The organism is Pantoea folii (genome assembly GCF_056678875.1).
Window position 1 is genome coordinate 91336 of the sequence record NZ_JBWXON010000004.1, and the last position, 25061, is coordinate 116396.

Genomic DNA, 25061 nt, shown 5'->3' on the forward strand with positions numbered 1-25061 from the left:
GTCCTGATGAAGTTAAGCCAGCACCGATGAAACCAGCAGTTGGGTGTAGGGATGGTGCGGATCGTCCAGCACCCGATCGGTCAGACCGCTCTCCACCACTCTGCCCTGCTTCATCACCAACAGACGGTGCGCCAGCAAGCGCGCCACGCCGAGATCGTGAGTAACAATCAACACCGCCAGATTGAGTTCACGTACCAGGGTACGCAGCAGATCCAGCAGTCGCGCCTGCACGGATACATCCAGTCCGCCGGTCGGCTCATCCATAAACACCAGCGTGGGCTGGGTCACCAGGTTGCGGGCAATCTGCAAACGCTGCTGCATACCGCCGGAGAAGGTGGTCGGCAAATCGTCAATGCGGTTGGCGGGGATTTCGACGTCCTGCAACCAGCGCATCGCCTCTTTACGGATATCGCCGTAATGGCGCTGGCCGACGGCCATCAAGCGCTCACCAATGTTGCCGCCTGCCGTGACCTGCGGACGCAATCCATCCAATGGATGCTGATGCACCACGCCCCACTCCGTGCGCAATAAGCGGCGGCGATCGCTTTCACTTAGCTGATAGAGATCCTGAGCGCGATAGAGAATGTTGCCCTGCTGTGGCGCTAAACGCGCCGACAGGCTGCGCAGCAGCGTGGTTTTGCCGGAACCAGACTCGCCCACAATGCCCAAGACTTCCCCTGGATAGAGTTCAAAGCTGACGTCTTCAAAACCTTTGCCTGGCGCATAGAGGTGCGTCAGATTGTTGACCGCAAGCAGCGGCTGTTCACTGTGCATGTTGTTGTTCCTGCTGCTGGTGGCAAAAATCGGTATCGGAGCAGACAAACATGCGCGTACCGGCATCATCCATCACCACCTCATCGAGGTAGCTGTGGCGCGAACCGCACAGCGCGCAGGGTTCATCCCAGCTTTGTACGGTGAATGGGTGGTCGTCGAAGTCGAGGCTTTCCACTTTGGTATAAGGCGGCAATGCATAAATGCGCTTTTCACGCCCGGCACCAAACAACTGCAGTGCAGGCATCATGTGCATCTTCGGGTTGTCGAATTTCGGAATCGGTGAGGGATCCATCACGTAGCGATCGTTAACCTTGACCGGATAGGCATAGGTGGTGGCGATATGGCCGTAGCGGGCGATATCTTCATACAGCTTCACCTGCATGATGCCGTACTCCTCCAGCGCATGCATGGTACGCGTCTCGGTTTCGCGCGGTTCGATAAAGCGCAAAGGCTCGGGGATCGGCACCTGGAAAATCAGTACCTGATCTTCCTGCAGCGGCGTCTCCGGAATACGGTGGCGGGTCTGGATCAGCGTGGCGTCTTTGGTGGCTTCAGTAGTGGCGGCCCCGCTGACGCGCTGGAAGAAACGACGGATCGATACGGCATTCGTGGTGTCATCCGCGCCCTGGTCAATCACCTTCAGCACGTCGCTGTCGCCAATGATGCTGGCGGTGATCTGGATCCCGCCGGTGCCCCAGCCGTAAGGCATCGGCATTTCTCGTCCGGCAAACGGCACCTGATAACCCGGAATCGCTACCGCTTTGAGGATCGCGCGACGGATAGTGCGCTTGGTCTGCTCATCCAGATAGCCGTTGTTATAGCCGGTTAACTCACTCATCGTTTTGCTCCTGAACCTGTTCACGCAGCCGTTTCAGCAACTCCAGCTCCGCCTGGAAATCGACGTAGTGCGGCAGTTTCAGATGCGAAACAAAGCCCGCCGCTTCCACGTTGTCGGCATGCGACAGCACGAACTCTTCGTCCTGCGCCGGACCGGCAATACGTTCATCGTAATCGGGTGCTTGCAGGGCACGATCCACCAGCGCCATCGCCATCGCTTTACGCTCTGAACGGCCAAACACCAGGCCGTAACCACGGGTGAAGTGCGGCGCAACCTCAGTTTGCGTGGTGAAGCCGTTAACCATTTCACACTCGGTCAGCAGGATTTCGCCGATATCAATCTCGAAGCCCAGCTCTTCCGGGCAGATTGATACGCTGAGATAGCCGGTGCGGATTTCGCCAGCAAAGGGATGGTTACGCCCGTAGCCACGCTGGGTGGAGTAACCGAGTGCCAGCAGAAAACCTTCATCGCCGCGCACCAACTGTTGCAAACGGGCCGCGCGCGTCGCTGGATAACCCGGCGGTTCACGGGTGATATCACAGGGTTCACTGCCATCATCCTCTTCACGTGCCGCCAGACCCTCTTTGGTCATCATGCTGAACACATGCGGACAGCGTTCAGGCAGCGCCTGATCGTCACGCGGTGCCGCCGGGGTTTCACCGTTGGCTAGTAGAGTGAAATCGAGCAGACGATGGCTGTAATCGTAAGTGGGGCCGAGCACCTGACCGCCTGGCAAATCCTTGTAGACCGCCGAAATACGACGTTCGATGCGCATCTCATCGGTTTCCAGCGCCAGGCTATCAGCCAGACGGGGCAGCGTGGTGCGATAGGCTCGCAGCAGGAAGATGGCTTCCACCAAATCGCCGCTGGCTTGTTTAATCGCTAAGGCCGCGAGCTGGGGATCGTAAATGCCGCCTTCGGTCATCACGCGATCCACCGCTAATCCCAACTGTTGCGCGACCTGATCGCAACCCAGTTCCGCCACGTCACGGTCGCCACGCCGCAGATCGGCCTGAAGCTCATGGGCGCTGGCTATCGCCTTCTCGCCCCCTTTCACCGCAACGTACATCAGCACACCTCCACGTCAGTGGTGCGTGGCAAGGCCATCATCGCTTCACCGCAGGTGAAAATCAGATCCACGCCCAGTGGGAACGGATGCGGACGCTCGCGCAGATAAGTCAGAATCGCTTCCGGCAACTGTGGCGCGATGGCGCGTGATTCACGCAGGCCAGGGCCGGACAGGCGCAGGGTTAAACCCCCATTCAGGGAGGGCACTTCAATGATCAGCGTGGTGCTTTTTTCCGGTGACATGTTGTCGCCCGGCGCGAACTGCGCAGGATCTGGATTTGACGCTGCATGGGTTAAGGCAAACGGTGCATGGCGCTCTTCCACAATCGGCACACCGGTGTGGAAACGCAGGTTGTTACGCACGATTTCGCTGTCTACACGGCTATCCAGCCACAGCGCACTCTCCTGATCCACCAGCGTCAGCAGTACCGCCGTCGCGGCAGGAGACAAATCGCCCCATCCCTGTTCCAGCGGCAGTGAGACCATGACGCCTGGCTCGCTCATGGCTTTCAGGATGCGACGAAAAGCACGCTGTGAATCGGCAACCGGATGGTTAAAACTGGCCAGTAATGTCATTAGTTATCTCCGCGTACCAGCGTAAAGAAGTCCACTTTAGAGCTGGCGATTTCACGTGCACGCAGCTGACGCTGCTCTTCACGCAGTGCCGCCAACGGGGCAATTAATTTTTCCTGCAGCAGCGCATGGGTTTCCGGCTGTTGCAGCAGCGCATCAATCACGGCGCAGCGTTTGGCATGGGCTTTATCGCGGCCCAGCACATAACTGAAACCGAGGGTGCCATCGTGCAGTTTCACTACGGCACGCGTGACGGTGGCATCGCCCATCACGAAGCGTTTGCCGCTACCGCCCATGCGCGCCTGCAAACGGGTTAAACCGGTTTCGGCGGGACGAATCGCTTCAAATTGTGCATTGAGGTGCAGCGACTGCCAGTGGGCATTTAGCTGGCTGGCTTCGCTGTGCGCGAGTACCGATAGCCAATGCTGGCGAGCGGTTTGCTGTTTCATTCATGCTCCAGAGTCAGTTCAATCATGTCGCCACGCGTCAGGCTGACGGAGTATTCCGCTACCTGACCGTCACGGTGTTTATTCAGGGTGCGCACGCACAGCAGTGGTGACTGCAGGGCAATCTCCAGCTGTTTACACTCTTTAGCCTGGGCGCGGCGGGTGCTGATTCGGGTTTGCGAACGCGTTAAATCGAGGCCAAGGTGCTGCTGCATAAAGTCATGCAGCGAGCCGCTCTGGAACTGCTGTATCGTCGGCCACCAGCTCAGTTCCGGCAGGAAATGATTGATGACACACACCGGTACGCCATTGACGCGGCGCAGCGTGCGCAGATGAATCACGTTGTCGCCTTCATTAATGGCCAGTGCACTGGCCACGTCGCTGCTGGCCGGTCGCAGCACTGCCAGCAAACGTTCGCTGGTCGGATGGCTGCCCTGCTCCAGCAGGTTTTGGCTAAAGCGCGCCTGCGCATGCAAGGGGTAATCATAGGGACGCATCAACACCAGGATGCCGACGCCGTGACGGCGTTGCAGCAGCCCTTTGTTCACCAGTTCATCCACCGCGCGGCGCAACGTATGGCGGTTGACTTCATAGTGGTCGGCTAACTGCTGTTCGGAAGGCAGATAGTCACCGCAGCGATAACGCTCTTGCAGTGCCTGCTCCAGTTGGGCGGCGACCGCCTGGTAAACAGTGGTCGGATGTCTGGATATCTCTATCACGTTCAATACCTCATTCGCTATGGTTGAGGAACGCAGCGACAAGTGCTGCGAGATGGCGACTACAGTGCGCGAGCCAGATGACAGCGCCGTGACGACTCAATGACGTGAGGATGAATTTGCTTTAGGGCAGCAGGATCGAAGCGAAACGGCTGCGGTTTTGATAAAAAATTTTTAACTGTTGCCTTTGTGACAGTGTTCAAAAAATTATCGCTTATTTTCACCGCTTTATCGCTTTCCTTACTGGGTGCAGCTTGCGTAAAGTCTGCTAACGTTATTGATGAGCCCTCCTTGTCACGCGAACCTTAAAATGATTAATACAATCAAACTGTCAGATGGATTCAGACGCAATTTCGTTCGGGAAGTGATTTTGCCTTTGGTGGCGATTTTAGTTTTAACCTTTGCCGGAGCAGGTGTTGGCTTGTTCTGGGGCACCTCGCTGAGCAATGAACAGGCTCGCGATCAACAGCAACGCATGATTGAGGCCTCCTTTAGCCAGAGTTTGAATGAACATTTGCGTCAGCTGCGCAGTTTGACTCGCTGGTCGCCTCTCGCTGACCAATTGGCATTGGGCGTGCCGGATCAGAACTGGTTAGATCAAAATATCGGCGGCTGGCTTTATGACATGTTTGACCACCAGTTGATTCTGCTGATGGATCGTAACAATCAGCCACTGGCGATCTGGCGTGAGGGTAAACGCGTATCCAGTGACAGCGTAGGGCAATACCTTAAAGACATGCTGGCCAGTCCGCTCGTGGTGAGCAGCGATGAGGTGGCGGGTCCCAGCGATCGCGCCGATTTCGTGCGCATTGGGCAACGTGCCGCGGCCCTGGCCGTTGGCGATATCAGCAGCACCCGTGAAGCAGGCCGCTATCGATTAGTGAGTATCAAATTCCTCGATGATGGCTATTTACGTAATCTGGCGGATCGCAGCCAGCTGCAGCAGCTGCATTTTAGCGATGGCGCGCCGCAGCCTGGAACAGATGCACTCTACCAACTGAATTCACAGCAAGGCGATGCCGTGGGTTACCTGAGCTGGCTACCGGATAAACCCGGTGCGCAGATGTTGCGCATGCTCGGCCCTTCAACACTGTTATCCGTGCTGTTGATTACCCTGCTCTGCCTGTTTATGGTCAGGCGCATCTGGACCTCCTCTCTCAATCTGTCGCAATCTTTGCTTAAGCTCGGTGCCAGTGAAGCGCAAGCGCAGCATCTGGCTTTTCACGATGTGCTGACCGGGTTGCCGAATCGGGCGCTGGTGGAAGATCGGCTGACCCAGGCGCTGGCGGCATCCGCCCGGCACGATCAGCGTGTGGCGCTGCTGTTGCTTGATCTCGATCGCTTTAAAAACATCAATGATACCTATGGTCATCATGCGGGTGATGAGTTGATCATTGAGGTGGCGCGCCGCCTCACGCACATCTTGCGTGCCAGCGATACCGTTGGACGCATCGGTGGGGATGAATTTATTGTGATGATGCCGGACGTCGATAACATCGGTCAGGTGCAGGCATTGGCAAAACGCATTATCAGTGAGTTGAGTGAAGCCTATGAGTTGCAAGGCAGCGAAGTCTGGGTTGGGGTCAGCATCGGGCTGGCGCTGGCCCCTAAAGATGGCATTGACCGTATGGAGCTGATGCGTAAAGCGGACATCGCGCTCTATGAGGCGAAAAACAGTGGTCGCGGCCAGTATCGCCAGTTCGAAAAAGTGATGGATGAATCGCTGCGCACCCGCCAGCAGATGGCGACGGATTTACGTCAGGCGCTGGTCAATTTCGATGGCCTGCGCGTGTGGTATCAACCCCTGATGGAGATCAGCGGACAGCGTGTGGTGGGATTAGAAGCCCTGCTGCGCTGGCAGCATCCGGTACGTGGTGATGTCTCGCCGGGTGACTTTATCGCCATCGCCGAAGAGACCGGGATGATCATTCCGCTGGGCGAATGGGTATTACGTAAAGCCTGTAAAACCTCACTGAAATTGCCGCAGATGATTGTGGCGGTCAACGTTTCTCCCGTGCAGTTCCGCGCCAGTGGCTTTGTGGAGCGCATCGTTGAAATTGTGCGTGAAGAAGGCGCCAATCCGCATCATATGGAACTGGAGATCACCGAAGGCGTATTGATTGAGGATGAGCACGAAGCGCGCAATAACATCATCGCGCTGCGTGAAGCCGGTTTCCGCATTGCGCTGGATGATTTTGGCACCGGTTATTCCAGCCTCAACTATCTCAGCACGTTCCCGGTCGACAAAATCAAGATTGATCGCTCCTTCACCCAATCACTGGGCGTGGCGCAAAATTCTGCGGCAATCGTTGAATCCGTGGTGCGTCTGGGTCACGCCATGGGCTTAACGGTGACCGCTGAAGGGGTCGAAACCGAAGGCCAGAAAATGGCGCTGGCCGATGCGGGATGTAATCAGCTGCAGGGATATCTGTTCAGCCAGGCCGTACCGTTTGAAGAGATTGAAAAGATGATATAAATGCCCAGCGGGAGAAATGGCCCCCTCCCGGCGTTAGCGTTACACAGCGCCGTTACCGTTTACCCCCTGTTAACAGTAGCGGCGCGGCTCACTTTGCATCAGGGTTATGACGGAAAATCCGTATCAACCGACGTCTGCTTCCAGGCTTCGATCTGCGCCAGCCGCTCTTTCAACTTGTTAGTCACCGCATCATAGCCCCATGCGCCCATCACCAGATGGCGCGGAGGATTGTCATGTTCGGTGATGGCAATCATCGCCGTGGCCGCGCGAGCCGGATCGCCCGCCTGGGTGCCGCTGTATTCAGACGTGGCTTTCATGCGCGCCGCCGCCGTATCGGCATATTCCGGTAAGGTGCTTGGCGTCTGGTGCAGTGAACGCCCCGCCCAATCCGTGCGGAATGGCCCCGGCTCGACACAAGTGACATGGATGCCTAAAGGCGTCGCTTCCACCGCCAGGGAATCAGACCAGCCTTCCACCGCGTGTTTGCTGGCCGAATAGTAGCCTGAACTGGCAAAGCCAATAAATCCGGCCACTGAGGTGATATTGATCACGTGCCCGCGACGCTGTTTGCGCATCGCCGGTAATACCGCACGCGTTAAGGCAAACAGGCCAAAGACGTTGGCATCGAATTGATCACAGATCTCGCGATCATCACCCTCTTCGACTGAACTCTGATAGCCGTAACCCGCATTGTTAACCAGCACATCAATGGTACCGAATTTCTCCAGCGCCGCGTGAACCGCGCGATCGATACTGTTCTGATCGGTCACATCCAGTGCCACCGCAAGGGCGTTGTCATGCCCCGCCACCAAATCCTGCACTTTCGCCGGGTCACGCGCGGTCACCACGGTGTGAAAGCCGCGCGCAATAGTCTGCTGCGCCAGCTCCCGGCCAAAGCCGGTTGAACAACCAGAAATAAACCAAACGGGCGTGTTTGCTGAAGCCATAGTGACATCCTCTTAAATGCGCCTGATGAACCGTCATCGGGCAACAAAAGACTATGGCAAAGCCTGAAGCTGAATATTAGCGCTTAGTGCGACCGGTTCATCATCGCCGGATAGCGCTGTTGCAGATTTTGAAAGATAGCCTGCATCTGCGCGTCAAGTGCTGCCGGTTGTGTATCTGCTATGGCTGGCTTAAGTGCAACGGGTTGTGCCTCCGCCGCCACGGCGTCAAACACCTGTTGCTTCAGGAAGTGGCGCCAGCTGACCGGCGCTTCTGCCAGAAACGCGGTGAGCAACGCATAGCGCTCCGGTGTCCACTGCTGTTCAAACGCAGTGCGGGCTGGGCCGTGATCAAAATGCTGCCGGGCTTCGCGCTGCATCTCAGCGCGTAAACGCGCAGTGGTGACCTCATCCACCTCATCATCGATGATCGCCACGCCATAGCTATCACGTGCCACTTGCACTGAAACAAATCCGCAGCGCACATCCTGCAGCACTGCCGCCGCGTCACGTTCCACCGGCAGGCCATACCCTCCCGCGCCCGGCCCGCGCACCTCAACGATATCGCCCGGCTGGCAACGAATGACATCGGTGTTGCCGTGTTCAATGACCTTGCCGTTGCGCAGCGTGCGGAAGTGCGACAATGCCCCTGACTCACCGCCCAGCACGCCAGCCGAGGCGAACACTGACCGGTTGCGATTGCGCGCAGTTACCGTGGTGTTGGGCGCGGTAATTTCAAACGCCATCTCCGTGGCCAGACCGCCGCGATAGCGCCCGGCACCGGCACTGTCCGCCGCCAGCCCATAGCGATGGAAATGGATGGGGACTTCTGCCTCGTTGATCTCAATGGGCGTGTTTTTCAGAAACGCCGATAACCCGCCAGAACCATCCGGGCCATCATGACGTGGCGTTCCGCCCGCGCCACCGCCGACAGGTCCTAGCGAGGCCACGACGCTGCGGTTCTGACTATCGCTGGTACGGATATTCATGATTGAGTTGCCGCCGGGTGAGTTAGCCGGTAAGCGATCGGGCAATGCCTGGGAAAACACGCCAATGGTGGCAATCTGTGACAGCGCACAGGTCAGCGAACGCATGCCCACCGCTGCGGGCGCTTCACAGTTCATTACGGTGCCCGGCGGCAGGATGGCGCGCGTCGGGCGTAAGGTGCCCGCATTAAGCAGCAGATGGCGATCCAGCGTTGAGAGCACATAAGTGACGCCCACCAGCGCCAGCGGATGCCGTTCACGGCCGCCGGTGGGCATATTCAGCGAGGAGGCCAGCTGTGGATCGCTGCCGGTATAATCCAGTTCCAGCGTGTCGCCGCTAATGCGCAGCGTGATCGCCACGCGGCACGGATAGCCGCCTTCACCATCTTCGTCGGCAAAGTCAGCATAGAAGTATTCACCATCCGGAATGGTGGCGATAATGCTGCGCGCCTGCGCTTCGGCATAGTCCAGAATGCCTTCGATACCCTGCAGGAAATCCTCTATACCAAAACGCGCAATAATGTCGTGGATCTTACGCTCGCCCACGTTTACCGAGGCAATCTGCGCTTTGAAATCCCCCCAATTTTGGTCTGGTACACGCACGTTGAGGCGCATAATGCTGGCGACTTCTTCATTCAACTCACCGTTGCGCACAATCTTGAGTGGCGGAATGCGGATGCCCTCCTGCACGATATCAGTCAGCGAGCGCGACAGCGAAGCCGGCACCGCACCGCCCACGTCGGTGTTGTGAATATGACCCACCACAAAACAGACAATTTCACCGTTATGGAACACCGGCTTCCAGATGTGGATATCCGGCGAGTGGGTGGCCACATTGCCCGCATACGAATCATTGGTGATGCAGATATCACCCTCTTCGTAATGATCGATTAACGCCAGCACCGGGCCGTAATCGATGCCGCTGTACCAGGGCGCGCCAAAGCTGCGTGGCGAAGCGAACGCCATGCCGTCACGGCTGACAATCTGACAGGAAAAATCTTCGGTCTCTTTAACGAAAGTGGAGTGCGCGGTGCGCATCAGCGTAAACGCCATCGCATCGGCCGCAGCGGCACAATAGTTCGCGAGAATTTGCAGGTTACGTCCGTTAATGGCCATATTAGTTTGCCTCCACAGGCGTAATCAGCAAGTTGCCAAAAGTATCGACATCCACCTGCATCTGCGGTGGAACACAGGTGGTACAGTCATCTTGTGCGATGATCACCGGTCCGTTGAGATGATGCCCGGCCCGCAGACTGGCACGTACCACCACATCCACCTGATGCGATGCGCCATCAATCCAGGCACTGACACGTTTCGCAACAGCAACGGGCTCGGTCGCGTCGGGTAAGATGTTGAGCGTCGGCTTCGGTGTGGGCGAGGCGATCACTAAACGCAGGTTGATAATCTGCACGGGTGCATTGGCATCACAGTGACCAAATAGCAGCTGATGCTGGCGGTCAAAGGCCTCGTGCAAGGCCGCCACGTTGGCCTGCGCCAGCCATTGTGGCTGTAGCGCGACTTCGATCTCAAACGACTGACCGCGATAGCGCATATCAGCGCTGTAGTGCAAGGTGAATGGCATATCAGCGCCGTGTTGCTCGCACAGCCAGCCGCGTGCGCGTTGGCTCAGGCCTTCCGCTTCCGTTGCCAGTGCATCCGCCAGCGTCGCGTCCAGATTGCTATAGAGCGTACGGATAAAATCATTGCGGATATCCGCCACCAGCCCCCCCAGCGCAGACAGCACGCCCGGCGTAGGCGGCACGATCACCCCTTTCATATTGAGTTCGCGGGCGAGGAAACACCCCATCATCGGGCCCGCGCCGCCAAAGGCAAGGAACCAAAATTCACGCGGATCCAGCCCAAAACGCGACAGCAATCCGCTGGTATCACCGTACATACTGGAGATCGCCAGCTCGATGGCGGTTTCCGCCGTCTCTTCCACCGTGATACCCAGTTGATCTGCCAGCGGTTGCCAGGCAGCACGTGCAGCAGCAACATCGACTTTCACCGCGTTGTAACCAAGATCGCCATGACCGATCATGCCACAGGCGGCAAAGGCATCGGTCGCCGTCGGTTGCGTCCCTCCGTGCTGGAAACATACCGGGCCGGGCAGCGATCCGGCGCTATCCGGACCCATCTGCAGCACGCCCTGGTTATCGATCCACGCCAGCGAGCCGCCACCCTGCCCCACCGAGGTGACTGCCACTGACGGAATATAAATCGGGAAATCACCGATGATTTCACCGTTGCCCTGCGCCACTTGCCCATCGACGATCACCGCCACGTCCGCGCTGGTGCCGCCAATATCAAGACTCAGAATCTTATCGAAACCACAAGCGCTGGCAAGGAAGCTGGCACCGATCACCCCTGAAGCCGTGCCGGACAACACCATCTGCACACATTCACTTTTCGCCTGCTCCACGCCCATCACGCCACCATTGGACTTGGTGATACGCGGCGGCGGCTTCACGCCCATGGTGTGCAACGCCTGTTCAAACGATTCCAGGTAGTGAATCACCATCGGCTGCACATAGGCATTAATGGTGGCGGTGATAGTCCGTTCATATTCGCGAATGATCGGCCAGATGTCGGCGGAGCAAGAGGTGAGCAGTTCAGGCGCCACCTCGTCGATAATGGCTTTGACTGCTGCTTCGTTGTGGCGATTGCGATAACTGTGTAACAGCGACACCACAATGCCCTGACAACCCGCCGCACGCGCCTGATCAATGGCATCCAGCACACATTGCCGATCCACTGGCTGCAACACCGTGCCATGGCGGTCGGTGCGCTCTTTGATGGCAAACACCCGATCGCGGGTAATCAACGGTGCCGGACGTCGCGAAAAGAGATCGTGAATATGGGGAATTTTAAGACGCGCCAGCTCCAGCACATCACAAAATCCTTCGGTGGCAAATAGCGCCAGCCGCACGCCACGTCGCTGGATGACCGCGTTGATGCCCACGGTGGTGCCGTGGGTAAAGTAGTCAATATGCTGGGTTTCAATACCGTCACGCTGCTGCAACTGCGACAGCCCGGTGAGGATTTCGCTGCCGGGCTGATCCGGTCGCGACAGGACTTTTAAGGTATGAATCTGATGAGTCTGTTCATTCAGCACGGCAAAATCCGTAAAGGATCCGCCAATATCAACGCCAACGCGGTAACCCATGGTGAGAAAACTCCGTTATCAGGAGAGAGGAAATTCCATCAGTTTTTGCGGATCCTGCACCACGCGCCAGCCAAGGCGCTGATACAGCTGATGGGCATCATTAGTAGAAAGCATCCAGCGGTGCACCGTGGCTAACTCCGGGTGCGCACGCACACAGGTCGCCAGCCAGCTGCCCAGTCCATGTCCCCGCCAGTTTTCGTCGATCATTACATCGCACAACCACCCGAATCGGGTGTAATCCGTCACCAGTCGCGCAAAGCCAATCTGCTGTTGCTGATGGTAAACACCAAACGGCAACGAGCCAGCAAATGCGCGCTCGGTTTTGGCGCGTGGCTGCGCGTTGGCCCAGTAAGACTTCTCAGTCAATTGCTGGTGGATGTAATCCATATCAAGGCGCTGACGATCGGTAGAGATGGTGAACTCGTCGCGCTGCCATTGATGATCGGCAAGGGTTAAAGCGGTCATGGCAACTCCTTGTAAAGCGATAAATTGAGTGTACGGATATGCAGGCACAGGACGCGCGTGAAGCCACGACCGGAACAGTAAAGATAAAGGGAATTTACGGCAGAGAAGAAATTTTATGCTGTGGCAGATGCGTACGGAGGTTCTGGGGCAAATAGCGGTTTTGAAACAATACCTTCTCCCTGTCTGGGAGAAGGTCAGGATGGGGTCAATTACACACTAAAATCCACAGAATTATGCTTAGCAATCAGCGATCGCAATGGAACGGTGCTTTTCATAATCGGGGATTTGATCACGATATAGCTGAAGTACTTATCGATGCCGATTTGTGCGTCCAGCATCTTCTCAATCACTTCCTGGTAGTGCTCGATACTGCGGGTAATAAAGCGCAGCAAATAGTCGTAGCCGCCGGTAATCAGATGGCATTCCATCAGCTCATCCACGTCGCGAACCGAATTTTCGAATTTCATAAAATCTTCGCGTCGATGGCCCGAGAGCGTGACCTCGGTGAACACCGTAACGGAATCGGTAATTTTGGTCAGATTGATGTGGGCTTCATAGCCGGTAATAAATCCAGCCTGCTCCAGGCGCTTCACCCGTTGCAGACAAGGGCTGGGCGAAAGTCCTACGGCGTCGGCGAGATTGACGTTGCTGATACGGCCATCTTTTTGTAGTTGCACCAGGATGTTGATGTCGATGCGGTCGAGTTTCATTAAGCCGTTCATAGCACCCCTCATTGTTGACCAATCGCGCAGGCTGATACGATGGTATATCACGCTTTGACGTGACGGCGCTAGCGACTTCCGCACGCCACGTCATTCATTGGTCGAGTCAATAATTCCAGAGATATCAATGAGGAAGCCGGATTTATCCCAGGCGACCACTGGCACGGGCCAGCGCAATATCAAAGATATGTAACGCTTCTTCCAGTTGAGAATCTGTGGTCACCAGTGGCGCGAGGAAGCGCACCACGTTGCGATGCAGGCCGCATTTGATCAGCAACAGACCTTCCTGGCAGGCGCAGTCGAGGATTTTCTGCGTCATCGCTGCGTCAGGGCGCTTAGTTTCGAAGTCGATGATCTCCACCGCCTGCATAAAGCCCACGCCACGTACTTCACCAATGCAGGCATATTTCTCCGCCAGCTGTTGCAGACGTGCATTCAGCTGTTCACCCAGCTGATTGCTGCGCGCCAGCAGATTGTCGTTTTCCAGCAGGTCCAGCACCGCCAGCGCCGCCGCACAGCCCAGCGCGTTACCGCCATAGGTGCCGCCAAGACCGCCCGGCAATGGCGCATCCATGATGGCCGCTTTGCCGACTACGCCGGAAATCGGCAGACCGCCCCCCAGACTCTTCGCCACGGTCACCAGATCCGGTGTAATGCCCAGTTGCTCGAAGGCGAACAGCGTACCGGTGCGACCAAATCCGGTCTGCACTTCATCGAGAATCAGCACGATTCCGTGTTTTTCGGTAATGCGACGCAGCGCTTGCATAAAGTTCGCACCCGCTGGCAGGAAGCCACCGTCGCCCTGAACAGGCTCGATAATGATTGCTGCCACACGCTCCGGCAGGATCTGCACGGCGAACAACTGTTCCAGCGCTTGCAGGCAGTCATCATCGCTGACGCCATGGAAGGCATTAGGATAAGGCAGGCGATACACCTCTGAGGCGAACGGGCCGAAGTTCTGTTTATACGGCTGGCTCATCCCCGTCAGGGTACAGCCTAGCAACGTACGCCCATGGAAGGCACCATCAAACGCGATAATGCCGCTGCGGTTGGTGTGCGCACGGGCAATTTTCACCGCATTTTCTACCGCTTCCGCCCCGCTGGTGAAGAACACGCTTTTGAAATCTTCACCTTTGCCGACCAGCGCATTCAGGCGCCGCGCCAGTTCGATGTAACCGGGATAGGCAACAACCTGGAAGCATGCGTGTGACACCAGTCCAAGCTGTTTCGTCACCGCATTCACCACTGCCGGATGGTTATGACCCACGTTGAGCACGCCAATCCCGCCGACAAAATCGAGATAGCGATTGCCCTCAACATCCCATACTTCACTGCCCTTTGCCCGTTCAATCACCAACGGATGCGCGGTGACCACACCACGCGGCACGTTCTGTTCACGTGCATCCAGTAACAGGCCGTTATCGCTATACGTTTGCTGCTCCGCCATGACATTCTGCATTTTCAAAATCCTCATCCACGTAACGTTCGGTTGGCTCAAGTATCGCAACCCGTTGGTTTCTCACGCTGCCGTAATCAGCAAAGCAGCGGCATTTCGTTTCAAAATCTTCTGCCAATCAGCAGGGAAATTCTGCACGCAGCGCGTGGCGGGCGATGGCCGTCAAAGTCTGAATACCGTGCGGGATCAGTGCGTCGTTAAAGTCGTAAGAGGAGTGGTGCAAGGGCTGGCTGGGTGCCGATCCGATCCATAGATAAGCCCCCGTTCTGGCCTGCAACATAAAGGCAAAATCTTCCGAGGTGAGAGCAGGCTGTCTGGCTTGTTCAGCAGGGATGCCTGCCTCACGCAGGGCATCCAGCGCCAGTTGCGCAGCACCCGCTTGATTGACCGTGGCCGGGTAATAACGCAGATAGCTTACCTCTGCCTGCAGACCGTGCGCCGCCGTGACATGTTGCGCCATTTCACGCAGGCGGCTTTCAATGATGTCCTGCGCCGCTGGGCTGAACGTACGTACCGTGCCGGTGATACTGGCCTCCGCCGGAATCATGTTGTGTGAGAAACCGCCCTGCATGCGCGTCACCGTAAGCAAACCCGGCTCGCACGGGTCAAGTGCGCGCGCCACCAGCGTATTGAGCTGCACCACCAATTCACTGGTGGCCAGCAAGGTGTCACGCGTCAGGTGTGGCTGTGCCGCATGACCACCACCGCCCTTTACCGTGATATCAAAACGGTCCGCCGCCGCCATAATGGCACCCGGCCGCGTCTGCACTTCGCCCAGAGGCAGTTCAGGCCAGTTATGCAGGGCAAATACCGCATCGCAAGGGAATTGCTGGAACAGGCCGTCATCGATCATCGCTTTCGCGCCGGCTAAACCTTCTTCCGCTGGCTGGAAGATAAACACCAGCGTGCCGTCAAAATCGCCCTGCTGAGCCAACTGGATAGCCGCGCCCAGCAGCATCACCGTGTGACCGTCATGACCGCAGGCGTGGCAGACATTATCATGCACACTTTTCCACGGCTGGGTGCCGTTATCCTGCATCGGCAGCGCATCCATGTCCGCGCGCAGACCTATCATGCGCGGGCTATTCCCACATTTCAGTACACCGACCACGCCGGTTTTACCCAGGCCGCGATGCACCTCAATGCCGTGCTCTTGCAGCACCTGCGCCACGATGTCGCTGGTGCGCGTTTCCTGATAGCCCAGTTCGGGATGGGCGTGCAGATCCCGTCGCAGAGCGACTAATTGATCCCGTTGCATATCAGTATCCCCGGTTACGATCGATAAGGCCGACCATGGGTTCGCCACGTTGATAGCGGCGCAGGTTATCGAGTAGCGCAGCCACCGCGCTGTCGGTTTGCGTCTGGCTGGCAATGTGCGGTGTGAGCCAGATCGCCGGATGCTGCCAGAAAGGATGCTCTGGCGGTAAAGGTTCCGGATCGGTGACGTCGATCACCGCGGCACTCAGTTGCCCACTCTCAAGCGTCGTCAGTAAATCGTCATCATTGAGCTGAGGGCCACGCCCGACCTGCACCAGCGCCGCACCGTGCGGCAACCTGGCAAAAAGACCCGCGTTGAGCATGCCGCGGGTGCTGTCGGTGAGCGGCAGCAAACACACCAGAATCTCACTGTGCGCCAAAAACGCCTCTAACTGTTCAGCACCATGCCAGCAGCGCACGCCGTCGAGTTCGCGCGGGGTGCGGCTCCAGCCTGCACAGTCAAATCCCAGTGACACCAGCTGTTTTAGCGCTGCCTGCCCCAGTTCACCCAGCCCCATTACGCCAACACGACGTTGATGGGCGGTACGAATCGGATGCGTTTGCCACTGCGCCGCGCGCTGTTGCTGGAAATAGCGCGGCATGTCGCGATGCAATCCCAGCACGGCAAAGGTGACATACTCCACCATGCCTTGCGTTAAGCCGGGTTCAATCATGCGCACCACCGGCAACTCTGGCGGTAACAGGCTCAGGTCGAATTGATCGGCCCCCGCGCCCACAGAGAGTAAGGCCTTGAGATTTGGGAAGGTGGTCATCACCGCTTCTGGCGGCTGCCATGCGATAAGAAATTCAACCTCCGAGGCATCGCCGATATCTGGCCAGATATGCATCTGCACATCGGGAGCATGTTCAGCCAGCCAGCGCTGCCAGTGGACACCGCGCGTGGCTTCTGATTTATAAACGATATGCATCAGGCCATCGCCTGGGTCATTAACCCAAATGCCTGCATCTCACCGGCTTGCGGTGACCACGGCATTCCCCGATACATGGTGGTCGGCGCGTCAACCTTGACCAGCCCTAAACTCACCAGCCAGTTTGCCAGTGGCAGCGCGCTGTCGGTGTCGATGCGGACAAACTCACCGCCCAGCCCTTGCATCAGCGCGGCCACCAGCGCCTGCGCGACATCAACATGGCGCGCAATCACCGGGCCAATTGCCCAGCCATGCCCAAAACGGCGCAGGCTGGCAAAACCCTGCACCTGTTGCTGCGGATCTTGCAGTAACACGGTCTGTTGATCGGCAACCAGCGTTTTTATCAGTTGCGGGCGCCACATGCCGTGCGCCTGATGATCCAACTCAGTGAGCAATTCAACGTCATCGGCTTCAGCATTGCGCAGCGTTAACCCCGTCGGGATGTTGACGGCGGGCACCGCTGCCAGTTCACGCGTCTGGTGCTGCTGAATGGTGCCTTTCACCACAAAACCCAGTTTCTCGTATAGCCCCTGGCCCATTTCGGTAGCATGCAGGCGAATCACGCAATCCGGGAATTTCTCCATCACCGCCAGCATCAACTGTTTGCCAATTCCCCGTCCCTGGCAGGCTGGATTCACCACCACCAAACCAATGGTTGCCGCGCTGTCACCCCAGCGCCAACCGAAGGCGCTGCCGACAAACTGCCCCTGCTCTTCCGCCACCACGCCCTCACCCAGCGCCAGCGCCTGCTGCCAGTCTTCACGGCGATGTGGCCACTTAAGCTGTTGGGTGATGGCATAGCCATGTTCAATATCATCCTGCGTCATGGCGCGTAATGTGATCATTTGCTGCTCCTGGTTTGAGGCCGCCATAAATGGCCACCTGACAAATTCTTTGCGCGGCTGCCACAGGGTGGGCACGCATGTACGCTGGCTTGCACCATCTCTATTCCGCTTTCAGCACTTCTTCGTGCTCGTCCAGCCAGCCTTGACGCAGTTCCGGTACGGCTCGCTTCAGGCGTTCAAAATAAAGCTCACTGGTGGGTTTATCATAATCAGCACGGGAAATCTGCGTCACGATGCGACCGGATTTCATTACCACGATGTCGTCGCATACGGCGCGAACCGCGTGCATGTCGTGACTGATAAACAACACTGACAGCCCTAACTCACGGCGTAGCTCACTGATCAGATCCAGCACCGCCGCCGCGACCACGGTATCTAGTGCCGAGGTGACTTCATCACACAGAATCAGATCCGGCTCCGCCGCCAGTGCACGCGCCAGATTCACGCGCTGCTTCTGTCCGCCCGACAGCGCCCAGGGGCGACGCCACAACACGGTGCGTGGCAGTTTCACCAAATCCAGCAGTTGATGCAGACGGCGCTGCAGTTCGGGCCCTTTCAGTCCGTGAAACAGCGTCAGCGGACGTGAAAGAATGCGCTCAACGCTGTGCGCGGGATTGAGCGCCGTATCCGCCATCTGGAACACGTACTGGATACGGCGCAGTTCATTGTCGGGACGCTTGTGCATGTCACCGTTGATATAGTGACCATTAAACAGAATATGACCGTGACTCGGGGCATTAAGGCCGGCAATCGCATGCGCCAGCGTGGTTTTACCCGAACCCGACTCGCCGATAATGCCAATCGCTTGCCCTTTCCACAGCTTGAGATTGATATCTTCCAGAATCAGCGTTTTCGGTTTGCCCTCACTGTCACGCGAGCCATAACCGGCGCTGAGATCGCGCACTTCCATCAGCGGCTGTGCATCAGCCTCTGCACAGGTCCAGCTGCTCTCGCGCTCTTTCTGACGAGCGGCATCCATCAGCAGTTGGGTATATTCGGCCTGCGGCGCACCAATCAGCCGCTCTGTGGAACCATATTCCGCCATTTTTCCGCGCAGCAGCACCAGAATGCGGTCGGCCATCTGCGCCACCACCGCCAGATCGTGACTGACATAGATAGCTGTGACACCGCGCTGTGCCACTACGCGACGAAACGCTTTTAGCACTTCAACCTGTGTCGTGACATCCAGGGCGGTGGTCGGCTCGTCAAGGATCACCACATCCGGGTCGCCAATCAGTGCCATGGCCGTCATCAGACGTTGCAGCTGTCCGCCAGAGACCTGATGCGGGAAACGGTCGCCAATGGTGTCAGGATTCGGCAGTGCCAGCTCGCGAAACAGCGTGATCGCCTTCTCTTTGGCGGCTTTGCGTTTCATGGTGCCATGGATCACCACTGGCTCGATAACCTGGTCGAGAATACGCATCCCCGGGTTGAAGGAGGCTGCTGCACTTTGGGCGATGTAGGCCACTTTGTTGCCGCGAAATTCGCGCAGCTGGCCGGGCGACAGACTACGCACATCGGTGCCCGCCAGATGAATGTTGCCCTCGGCGATGCGACAGCCGTGGCGCGCATAGCCCATCAGCGCCATGGCGATGGTGGTTTTACCCGAACCGGATTCACCGATCAGCGCCAGCACTTCGCCTTTTTGTACGGTAAAACGGATATCAGAAACCAGATCGATCTCTTCGCCCTTATCCGTCTCGGCGGTGACACGCAGGTTTTCAACGGAGATCACGGGCATGGCTGTATGGGGTGTCACGTTCATGCTCCCTCCTTCGCCAGCGTCAGCGGACGCATCTGTTGCAGGCTGTCAATAAACAGGTTGGCGCCGATGGTTAAACTGGCAATCGCCACTGCCGGCATCAATACCGCAGGCGAACCGTTAAACAGGCCTTGTAGATTTTCACGTACCAGCGTGCCCCAATCAGCATAAGGTGGTTGCACGCCTAAGCCCAGGAAGCTCAAGCCGCTGAGTAACAGCACGATATAGACAAAACGCAGGCCAAAATCGGTGAGCATCGGATGCACCATATTCGGCAGAATGTCATGGATAGCCACGTACCAGCGGCTTTCGCCACGCAGTCGTGAAGCACGGACATAATCCATATTGCGCAAACTGCTGGCCATAGCGAACGCGATACGGAACGCACCGGGCCAGTAGGTGAAGATGGCTGTCAGAATCAGCATCGGCAGCGAGGAACCAAACACGGCCACAATCATCAGCGACAGCACTTTGCCTGGCAGCACCAACATGGCATCGTTGATGCGGCCCAGCAACTCTTCGAGCCAGCGTCCTGCAACGGCGGCCAGCAGCGCCAGCAAGGTGCCAATTAAACTGGCACCCAGCGCAGCGGTCAACGCCAGACCAATGGAGAACTTCGCACCGTATAAGATGCGGCTGAGGATATCGCGACCGAGATAATCGGTGCCCAGCAGGTTGTCAGCGGTCATCCCTCCTAGCATCGGGCCACCACCGATATCCTCTACGCTATGCGGCGCCAGTTGATTGCCGAACAGCGCCATCAGTACCCAAAACAGAGAGATTGCCAGGCCAATGCGACCGGAGATCGACAGCGACTGAAAGATACGTACAGGAAGCAGCAAGCTATTCATCAGCTCCTCCATTTTGGGTTAAAGGCGATAGTCAGGATGTCAGCAATCAGCAGCAGCACCAGATAACAGGCGGCGAACATCATCACGCATAGCTGCACCACCGGCAGATCGCGATTACTCACGGCATCCACCAGCGCACTGGCGAGACCGGGGTAGCTGAAGATCGACTCAATAATGATCACGCCACCAAACAAGTAAGACAGGCTGAGCGAAATGGCGTTGGCAATCGGTCCCACCGCATTCGGCAGCGCATGACGCAACACGGCACGCAGCGGCGAGACCCCTTTCAGCAACGCCATCTCAAGATACGGGCTGTCGAGCTGATTAATGATCGCCGAACGCGTCATCCGTGCCATCTGCGCCACCAATACGCAGCACAACGTCAGTACCGGCAGTGCATAGGCTTTCAAATAACTGACGAGATCCATATCGGGGCTGCCAAACGACATTGCCGAGACCCAATGCAGTTTGACCGCGAAGATCAACACCGCCACGGTGGCCACCAGAAACTCCGGTACGGCCACTGTCGCCATGGTGGCGATCACCAGGAATCGATCCAGCGTTGAACCGCGATTCATAGCGGCCAGAATGCCGATCACCAGCGCCAGAGGGACGCAGATCACCGTAGTGATGCCTGCCAGTTCCAGCGTGGCAGGAATACGCTGCCCCACCAGTTGCGTCACTGGCAGATGACTGGCAAACGAGGTACCAAAATCACCCTGCAACATTCCACCGAGCCAGCTGAAGTAGCGCATCAATAACGGCTGGTCGAGACCCAGCTGCTGGCGTAACGCCGCCACCGTTTCCGGCGTGGCGTTTTGCCCCAGGATCATCTGCGCGGCATCGCCGGGCAGCAGGCTGGTGATAAAAAACACCACCGCCGAGACGATAAGCAAGGTCAGGATGCCCGCACCTGCACGCCGGGCAATCAGAAACAACATGTATCGGTTCATCGGCGTTCTCCTCTGACGGATGACGGATTAGGCTTTCAGCCAGGCGAACTCATGGAAGCGGTAACCCATCATCATGCCGCTTGGCCAGGCTTCAACACCGCCCACTTTTTTACTGTACCCGTCGAGGGTACTGATAAAGGTGGGGATGATGGTGCCGCAGTGGTCATAGATCAGCTTCTGCATATCGCCATACATCTGCTTGCGTTTGCCCTGATCGCGCTCACCGCGTGCGGCGACGACCAACTGATCAAACTGATCGTTCTTCCAGCCCGATTCATTGTTGGCCGCGCTCGACATATAGAACTGAGAGAACAGCATATCCAGCGTTGGACGCGGGTTGATCGAGCCATAACCCACCGGGTCTTTAGTCCAGTGTGTTGACCAGTAGCCGTCATACGGCACGCGACGCACCTTAACGTTCAGCCCGGTGTTACGTGCCACCTGCTGGATTAACTGCCCCCCTTCCACCGCACCTTCAATGTTTGGTGTGGTGATGATCTCTACCGTTGCGCCCTTCATACCGGCTTTCTCGATATGGAATTTGGCCTTTTCGGCATCCAGCGGACGCGGTTTGAGATCGGCGTTAAACAGCGGATGCCACGGCGGCACGGGGGTGTCGTTACTGATATCACCGTAGCCTTGCAGCACGGTTTTCAGCACGATGTCACGCGGCTGCAGATATTTCATCGCCAACACGAAATCCTCGCTGCTGCCCGGCTTCATGTCGGTGCGGATAATCAGGTTGGTGTACATCCCCGCCTTGCTCTCCAGCACGGCGAAGTCTTGCGTGGCTTTCAAACGATTACTGTCGGCTGCGCTCAGGGTCGAAACGATATGTAAGTCACCCGACATTAGCGCATTGACACGTGCCGCCTGATCGGTGACGCCCAGCAGTTCGATTTCGTCGAGATGTGGCAAGCCGGGCTTGTAGTAGTTTGGGTTCTTCACGCCAACAGAGCGTACGCCCGGCGTGAACTCTTTCAATTTGAACGGCCCCGTGCCTATACCCTTACTGAAGTCTTTGGTGCCATGCTGCACAATCAGGAATGGGGCACTGGCGAGCATATAAGGCACGTCAAAGTTGGCGCTGCTCAGCTCAAGTGTGACTTCGTTATCGTTCACCGCCGTGAAGGTTTTGAACTGATCGGCCAGCTTGAAGGCATTGGAAGCCACGGCGGGATCTTTGTGGCGGCTGAGTGAGTAAATGACGTCTTTCGCGGTGAGAGGTTTACCGTCGTGGAACGTGACCCCTTTGCGCAATTTAATGTGCCAGGTGACACCATCCGAAGACTCCACGGACTCCGCCAGCCCCGGTTGAATCGCCAACTTTTGGTCGAGTTCGGTCAGGCCGCTGTAGACCATAAACTGGCGGGTATAGTCACCGCTGTTATTGCCTTTGGCAGGATCGAGTGTGTCAGTAGCGGAGGCGTTGGACATGGCTGCGCGCATCTTGCCGCCTTTCACCGGTGTTTCAGCCGCAAAGCTCATCTGCGGAAAACCTATCAAGCCGCTGCTCATGACAGCACCCGCAGACAACAACTTCATCAGGCCACGACGTGACAGGGATCCCTCAGTCAGCATACGTGTCAGGGCCGGATTTACAGCGTCAGACTCTTTATCGATTTTACTCATCTGCACACCCTCAATATGAAAAGTGGTTTGTTTTGATAATCGAGCGTCAATCAGATCGCCATTAATGTGGCCCCTACCAAACCGGATAGCGTCCGCATGAATGCCAAATCAATGACACCTTAGGATGTGCATTTATGCGTTCCCCTCGAAAGCATTCCCCTGGCGCGCATCAATAGCGACCTGAAGAATCCCATCGTAGAGTGCACATTGATGCGCACCGGATTAACGATCAGGAGAGCCGATCCTTAGCCTTGTAATACAGCCCCGCGAGAGGCAAAAACCAGGGTTTCCCGTGGTAACCGGGCAGCGCAGGCCATGTATCGCGCTGCCAGGGATTTTCGTTACGCTTTTCTGCCAGTAAATCGGCCATCACCCGCCCCATCCACACCGACATCTGTGTGCCGTGGCCGCTGTAGCCCAGTGAATAGAACACGCCATCGTGCTCACCCGCATGCGGCAGGCGATCGGACGTCATATCCACCATGCCGCCCCAGCAGTAATCGATGCGCGATTGGCCCAGCTGCGGGAACAGCGCGGTCATCGCGGCGCGCAACACTTCGCCGCTGCGCGTATCCGAGGTCGGATTGCTGACGGCAAAACGTGCGCGCCCCCCAAACACCAGGCGACGATCGGCAGTGGTGCGGAAGTAGTTGCCGATGTTCAGCGAGGTGACATAGGTGCGGTCTTTGGGCAGCACTTGTTCAATCAGCGCATCACCCAGCGGTTCAGTCACCACGATAAAGCTGCCTACCGGCACGATGCGGCGCTGGAACCACGGGAACGGCCCTTCATTCGATACGCCGGTGGCCATCATGACTTTTTCCGCGATGATCTCGCCCTGGGCGGTAGTGACGCGATGACGGTAGCCATCCAGACGCGTCAAGCCGGTCACCGCGTGATGGGGAAAGATCTTCGCTCCCGCGCGGGCTGCGGCATTGGCGAGACCAATGCCGAACTTGCCCATATGCATCTGGCCACCGCGTTTTTGCAGTAAGCCACCGTGGAGGGCATCGCTGCCGACTTCACGGCGAATCTCATCTTTGCTGATCAACTCGATTTCCGGGTCAACTGTGTCACGCATCAGTTGCCATGCACTGCGCAGTCCGGGGAAATGCGACGCTTTGCTGGCGAGCTTGAGCTTTCCGCACAGGCGAAAATCACAATCAATCTGCTCTTCCCGCACCAGTTGCTGGACATAACTCACGGCGTCATCAAAAGCCCGATAGAAGCGACTGGCTTGCTCGATCCCCTGGCTGGCTACCAGCGAAGCAAAGTTTTGCGATACGCCGGTATTGCAGTGCCCACCGTTACGTGCGGAGGCCTGACTCATCACGTTGCCACTTTCCAGCACCACCACGTTGATGCCCTGTCGTGCAAGATTCAGTGCGGTTGAGATGCCGGTAAAACCGCCGCCAATCACCACGACGTCGGCCACCGACGGCAGTGCTCCACTCGCTGCGCCGGTAAACGCCGGTGCGGTGGCTTGCCAGAATGATTCGAGTTTCATCGCCGCCTCCGGGCTTAGAGTCCAACGACAGCGGGCAGACCGCCGATGTCTTTAATCTCGGTATATTGGTACGCCGGGTTGGCCGGATCGTGGCCACGATTGACCCACACTTTGTTTTTAATGCCCATGTCGTAGCAGGTCATCAGGTCATAGCGCAGGCTGGAGGAGACATGCAGAATCTCTTCCGGGCCGCAGTTCAGCTTATCCAGCATGTATTCAAAGCCCTTCATCTGCGGCTTATACGCCCCGACTTCTTCGGCGGTAATGGTCATGTGGATCGGTGCGCCGAGACGCGGCACATGATGGGGAATCAAATCGTTCATTGAGTTGGTGAGCAGCACCAGTGGGAACTCTTTCGCCACTTTGGCGAGTCCCGCGGGCACGTCTGGGTGCGGCCCCCAGGTGGCGCAATCGGTGTAGATAAAGTCGCTATCGGCTTTGCTCCACTGCACGCCCCATTTTTTACAGGTGCGTTCCAACGCATCGCTGACGACGTCGTAGTAAGGTTTCCACGCCCCCAGCACTTCATCGCGGCGATAGATGGCGAAATCGGTGGTGAAGGCCAGCATCTCTTGCGCTGACACCCGATCTTTGAAGCAGCGCTCTGCCGCTCCTGCCATGTCAAAGTTAATCAGGGTGCCGTAGCAATCAAATGTGATGAATTTCGGTTTAAACAGTGCCATGACGCGACCTCG

The 25061-nt window shown here is 57.2% G+C and carries 22 protein-coding genes; 1 reads left to right on the plus strand and 21 read right to left on the minus strand.

The features are described from left to right. Positions 1-12: 12 nt before the first annotated feature. Genes phnK through phnF form a run of 6 tightly spaced genes read right to left on the minus strand, consistent with a single transcriptional unit; the run spans position 13 to position 4415 of the window. On the minus strand, positions 13-774 hold the full coding sequence (gene phnK, locus AC1MDE_RS07095; protein WP_058962105.1) for a phosphonate C-P lyase system protein PhnK: 762 nt from the start codon (positions 772-774) through the stop codon (positions 13-15). Next, on the minus strand, positions 764-1612 hold the full coding sequence (locus tag AC1MDE_RS07100) for an alpha-D-ribose 1-methylphosphonate 5-phosphate C-P-lyase PhnJ (protein ID WP_058962106.1): 849 nt from the start codon (positions 1610-1612) through the stop codon (positions 764-766). The genes phnK and AC1MDE_RS07100 overlap by 11 nt, the downstream gene beginning before the upstream one ends. Continuing rightward, a complete protein-coding gene (locus tag AC1MDE_RS07105) occupies positions 1605-2681 on the minus strand; it encodes a carbon-phosphorus lyase complex subunit (RefSeq protein ID WP_058962107.1) in 1077 nt (358 codons plus the stop codon). Before AC1MDE_RS07105 ends, AC1MDE_RS07100 begins: the two co-directional genes overlap by 8 nt. Next, positions 2681-3256 (minus strand): phosphonate C-P lyase system protein PhnH, encoded by a 576-nt coding sequence (gene phnH, locus AC1MDE_RS07110; RefSeq protein WP_034824582.1) that lies wholly within the window; start codon positions 3254-3256, stop codon positions 2681-2683. Before phnH ends, AC1MDE_RS07105 begins: the two co-directional genes overlap by 1 nt. After that, positions 3256-3702 (minus strand): phosphonate C-P lyase system protein PhnG, encoded by a 447-nt coding sequence (gene phnG / locus AC1MDE_RS07115; RefSeq protein WP_480344428.1) that lies wholly within the window; start codon positions 3700-3702, stop codon positions 3256-3258. The genes phnH and phnG overlap by 1 nt, the downstream gene beginning before the upstream one ends. Continuing rightward, positions 3699-4415 (minus strand): phosphonate metabolism transcriptional regulator PhnF, encoded by a 717-nt coding sequence (phnF, locus tag AC1MDE_RS07120; protein WP_034824586.1) that lies wholly within the window; start codon positions 4413-4415, stop codon positions 3699-3701. Before phnF ends, phnG begins: the two co-directional genes overlap by 4 nt. A gap of 310 nt (positions 4416-4725) precedes the next feature. On the opposite strand from phnF, the gene AC1MDE_RS07125 reads away from it, so the two are divergent. Then, on the plus strand, positions 4726-6891 hold the full coding sequence (locus tag AC1MDE_RS07125) for a putative bifunctional diguanylate cyclase/phosphodiesterase (protein ID WP_058962109.1): 2166 nt from the start codon (positions 4726-4728) through the stop codon (positions 6889-6891). Between the two features lie 104 nt (positions 6892-6995). On the opposite strand, the gene AC1MDE_RS07130 is transcribed toward AC1MDE_RS07125, so the two are convergent. The 15 genes from AC1MDE_RS07130 to AC1MDE_RS07200 form a co-directional block, all read right to left on the minus strand. Next, positions 6996-7838, minus strand: coding sequence for an oxidoreductase (locus AC1MDE_RS07130; protein WP_480344429.1), 843 nt, complete (start codon positions 7836-7838; stop codon positions 6996-6998). An 83-nt stretch (positions 7839-7921) separates the two neighbouring features. Further along, positions 7922-9937, minus strand: a complete 2016-nt coding sequence (locus tag AC1MDE_RS07135) for a hydantoinase B/oxoprolinase family protein (protein ID WP_480344430.1) — start codon at positions 9935-9937, stop codon at positions 7922-7924. 1 nt (position 9938) lies between these two features. Beyond that, complete coding sequence (locus AC1MDE_RS07140; RefSeq protein WP_480344431.1) at positions 9939-11987, minus strand: hydantoinase/oxoprolinase family protein; 2049 nt, start codon at positions 11985-11987, stop codon at positions 9939-9941. 18 nt (positions 11988-12005) lie between these two features. Continuing rightward, complete coding sequence (locus tag AC1MDE_RS07145; protein ID WP_034824597.1) at positions 12006-12452, minus strand: GNAT family N-acetyltransferase; 447 nt, start codon at positions 12450-12452, stop codon at positions 12006-12008. Positions 12453-12661: 209 nt separating this feature from the next. After that, positions 12662-13174, minus strand: coding sequence for an Lrp/AsnC family transcriptional regulator (locus AC1MDE_RS07150; RefSeq protein ID WP_034824599.1), 513 nt, complete (start codon positions 13172-13174; stop codon positions 12662-12664). Positions 13175-13316: 142 nt separating this feature from the next. Next, on the minus strand, positions 13317-14633 hold the full coding sequence (gene gabT / locus AC1MDE_RS07155) for a 4-aminobutyrate--2-oxoglutarate transaminase (RefSeq protein ID WP_058962113.1): 1317 nt from the start codon (positions 14631-14633) through the stop codon (positions 13317-13319). 115 nt (positions 14634-14748) lie between these two features. Continuing rightward, positions 14749-15888 carry a M20 aminoacylase family protein gene (locus AC1MDE_RS07160; protein ID WP_480344432.1) on the minus strand — a complete coding sequence of 380 codons (1140 nt, stop codon included), beginning with the start codon at positions 15886-15888 and terminating at the stop codon, positions 14749-14751. Between the two features lies 1 nt (position 15889). After that, positions 15890-16816 carry a 2-hydroxyacid dehydrogenase gene (locus tag AC1MDE_RS07165; protein ID WP_058962115.1) on the minus strand — a complete coding sequence of 309 codons (927 nt, stop codon included), beginning with the start codon at positions 16814-16816 and terminating at the stop codon, positions 15890-15892. Continuing rightward, positions 16816-17661 carry a GNAT family N-acetyltransferase gene (locus AC1MDE_RS07170; protein ID WP_058962116.1) on the minus strand — a complete coding sequence of 282 codons (846 nt, stop codon included), beginning with the start codon at positions 17659-17661 and terminating at the stop codon, positions 16816-16818. The genes AC1MDE_RS07165 and AC1MDE_RS07170 overlap by 1 nt, the downstream gene beginning before the upstream one ends. A gap of 100 nt (positions 17662-17761) precedes the next feature. Beyond that, a complete protein-coding gene (locus tag AC1MDE_RS07175; protein WP_058962117.1) occupies positions 17762-19426 on the minus strand; it encodes an ABC transporter ATP-binding protein in 1665 nt (554 codons plus the stop codon). Further along, positions 19423-20274: an ABC transporter permease gene (locus tag AC1MDE_RS07180; RefSeq protein ID WP_058962118.1), complete on the minus strand. Its 852-nt coding sequence runs from the start codon at positions 20272-20274 to the stop codon at positions 19423-19425. The genes AC1MDE_RS07175 and AC1MDE_RS07180 overlap by 4 nt, the downstream gene beginning before the upstream one ends. Beyond that, positions 20274-21227 carry an ABC transporter permease gene (locus tag AC1MDE_RS07185; protein ID WP_283216710.1) on the minus strand — a complete coding sequence of 318 codons (954 nt, stop codon included), beginning with the start codon at positions 21225-21227 and terminating at the stop codon, positions 20274-20276. The genes AC1MDE_RS07180 and AC1MDE_RS07185 overlap by 1 nt, the downstream gene beginning before the upstream one ends. 27 nt (positions 21228-21254) lie before the next feature. Then, positions 21255-22859 carry an ABC transporter substrate-binding protein gene (locus AC1MDE_RS07190; RefSeq protein ID WP_480344433.1) on the minus strand — a complete coding sequence of 535 codons (1605 nt, stop codon included), beginning with the start codon at positions 22857-22859 and terminating at the stop codon, positions 21255-21257. A gap of 229 nt (positions 22860-23088) precedes the next feature. After that, entirely contained in the window at positions 23089-24366 is a 1278-nt protein-coding gene (locus AC1MDE_RS07195) for an NAD(P)/FAD-dependent oxidoreductase (protein ID WP_479400739.1), read from the minus strand. A 14-nt stretch (positions 24367-24380) separates the two neighbouring features. Further along, entirely contained in the window at positions 24381-25049 is a 669-nt protein-coding gene (locus tag AC1MDE_RS07200; protein ID WP_058962311.1) for a haloacid dehalogenase type II, read from the minus strand. Positions 25050-25061 lie beyond the last annotated feature (12 nt).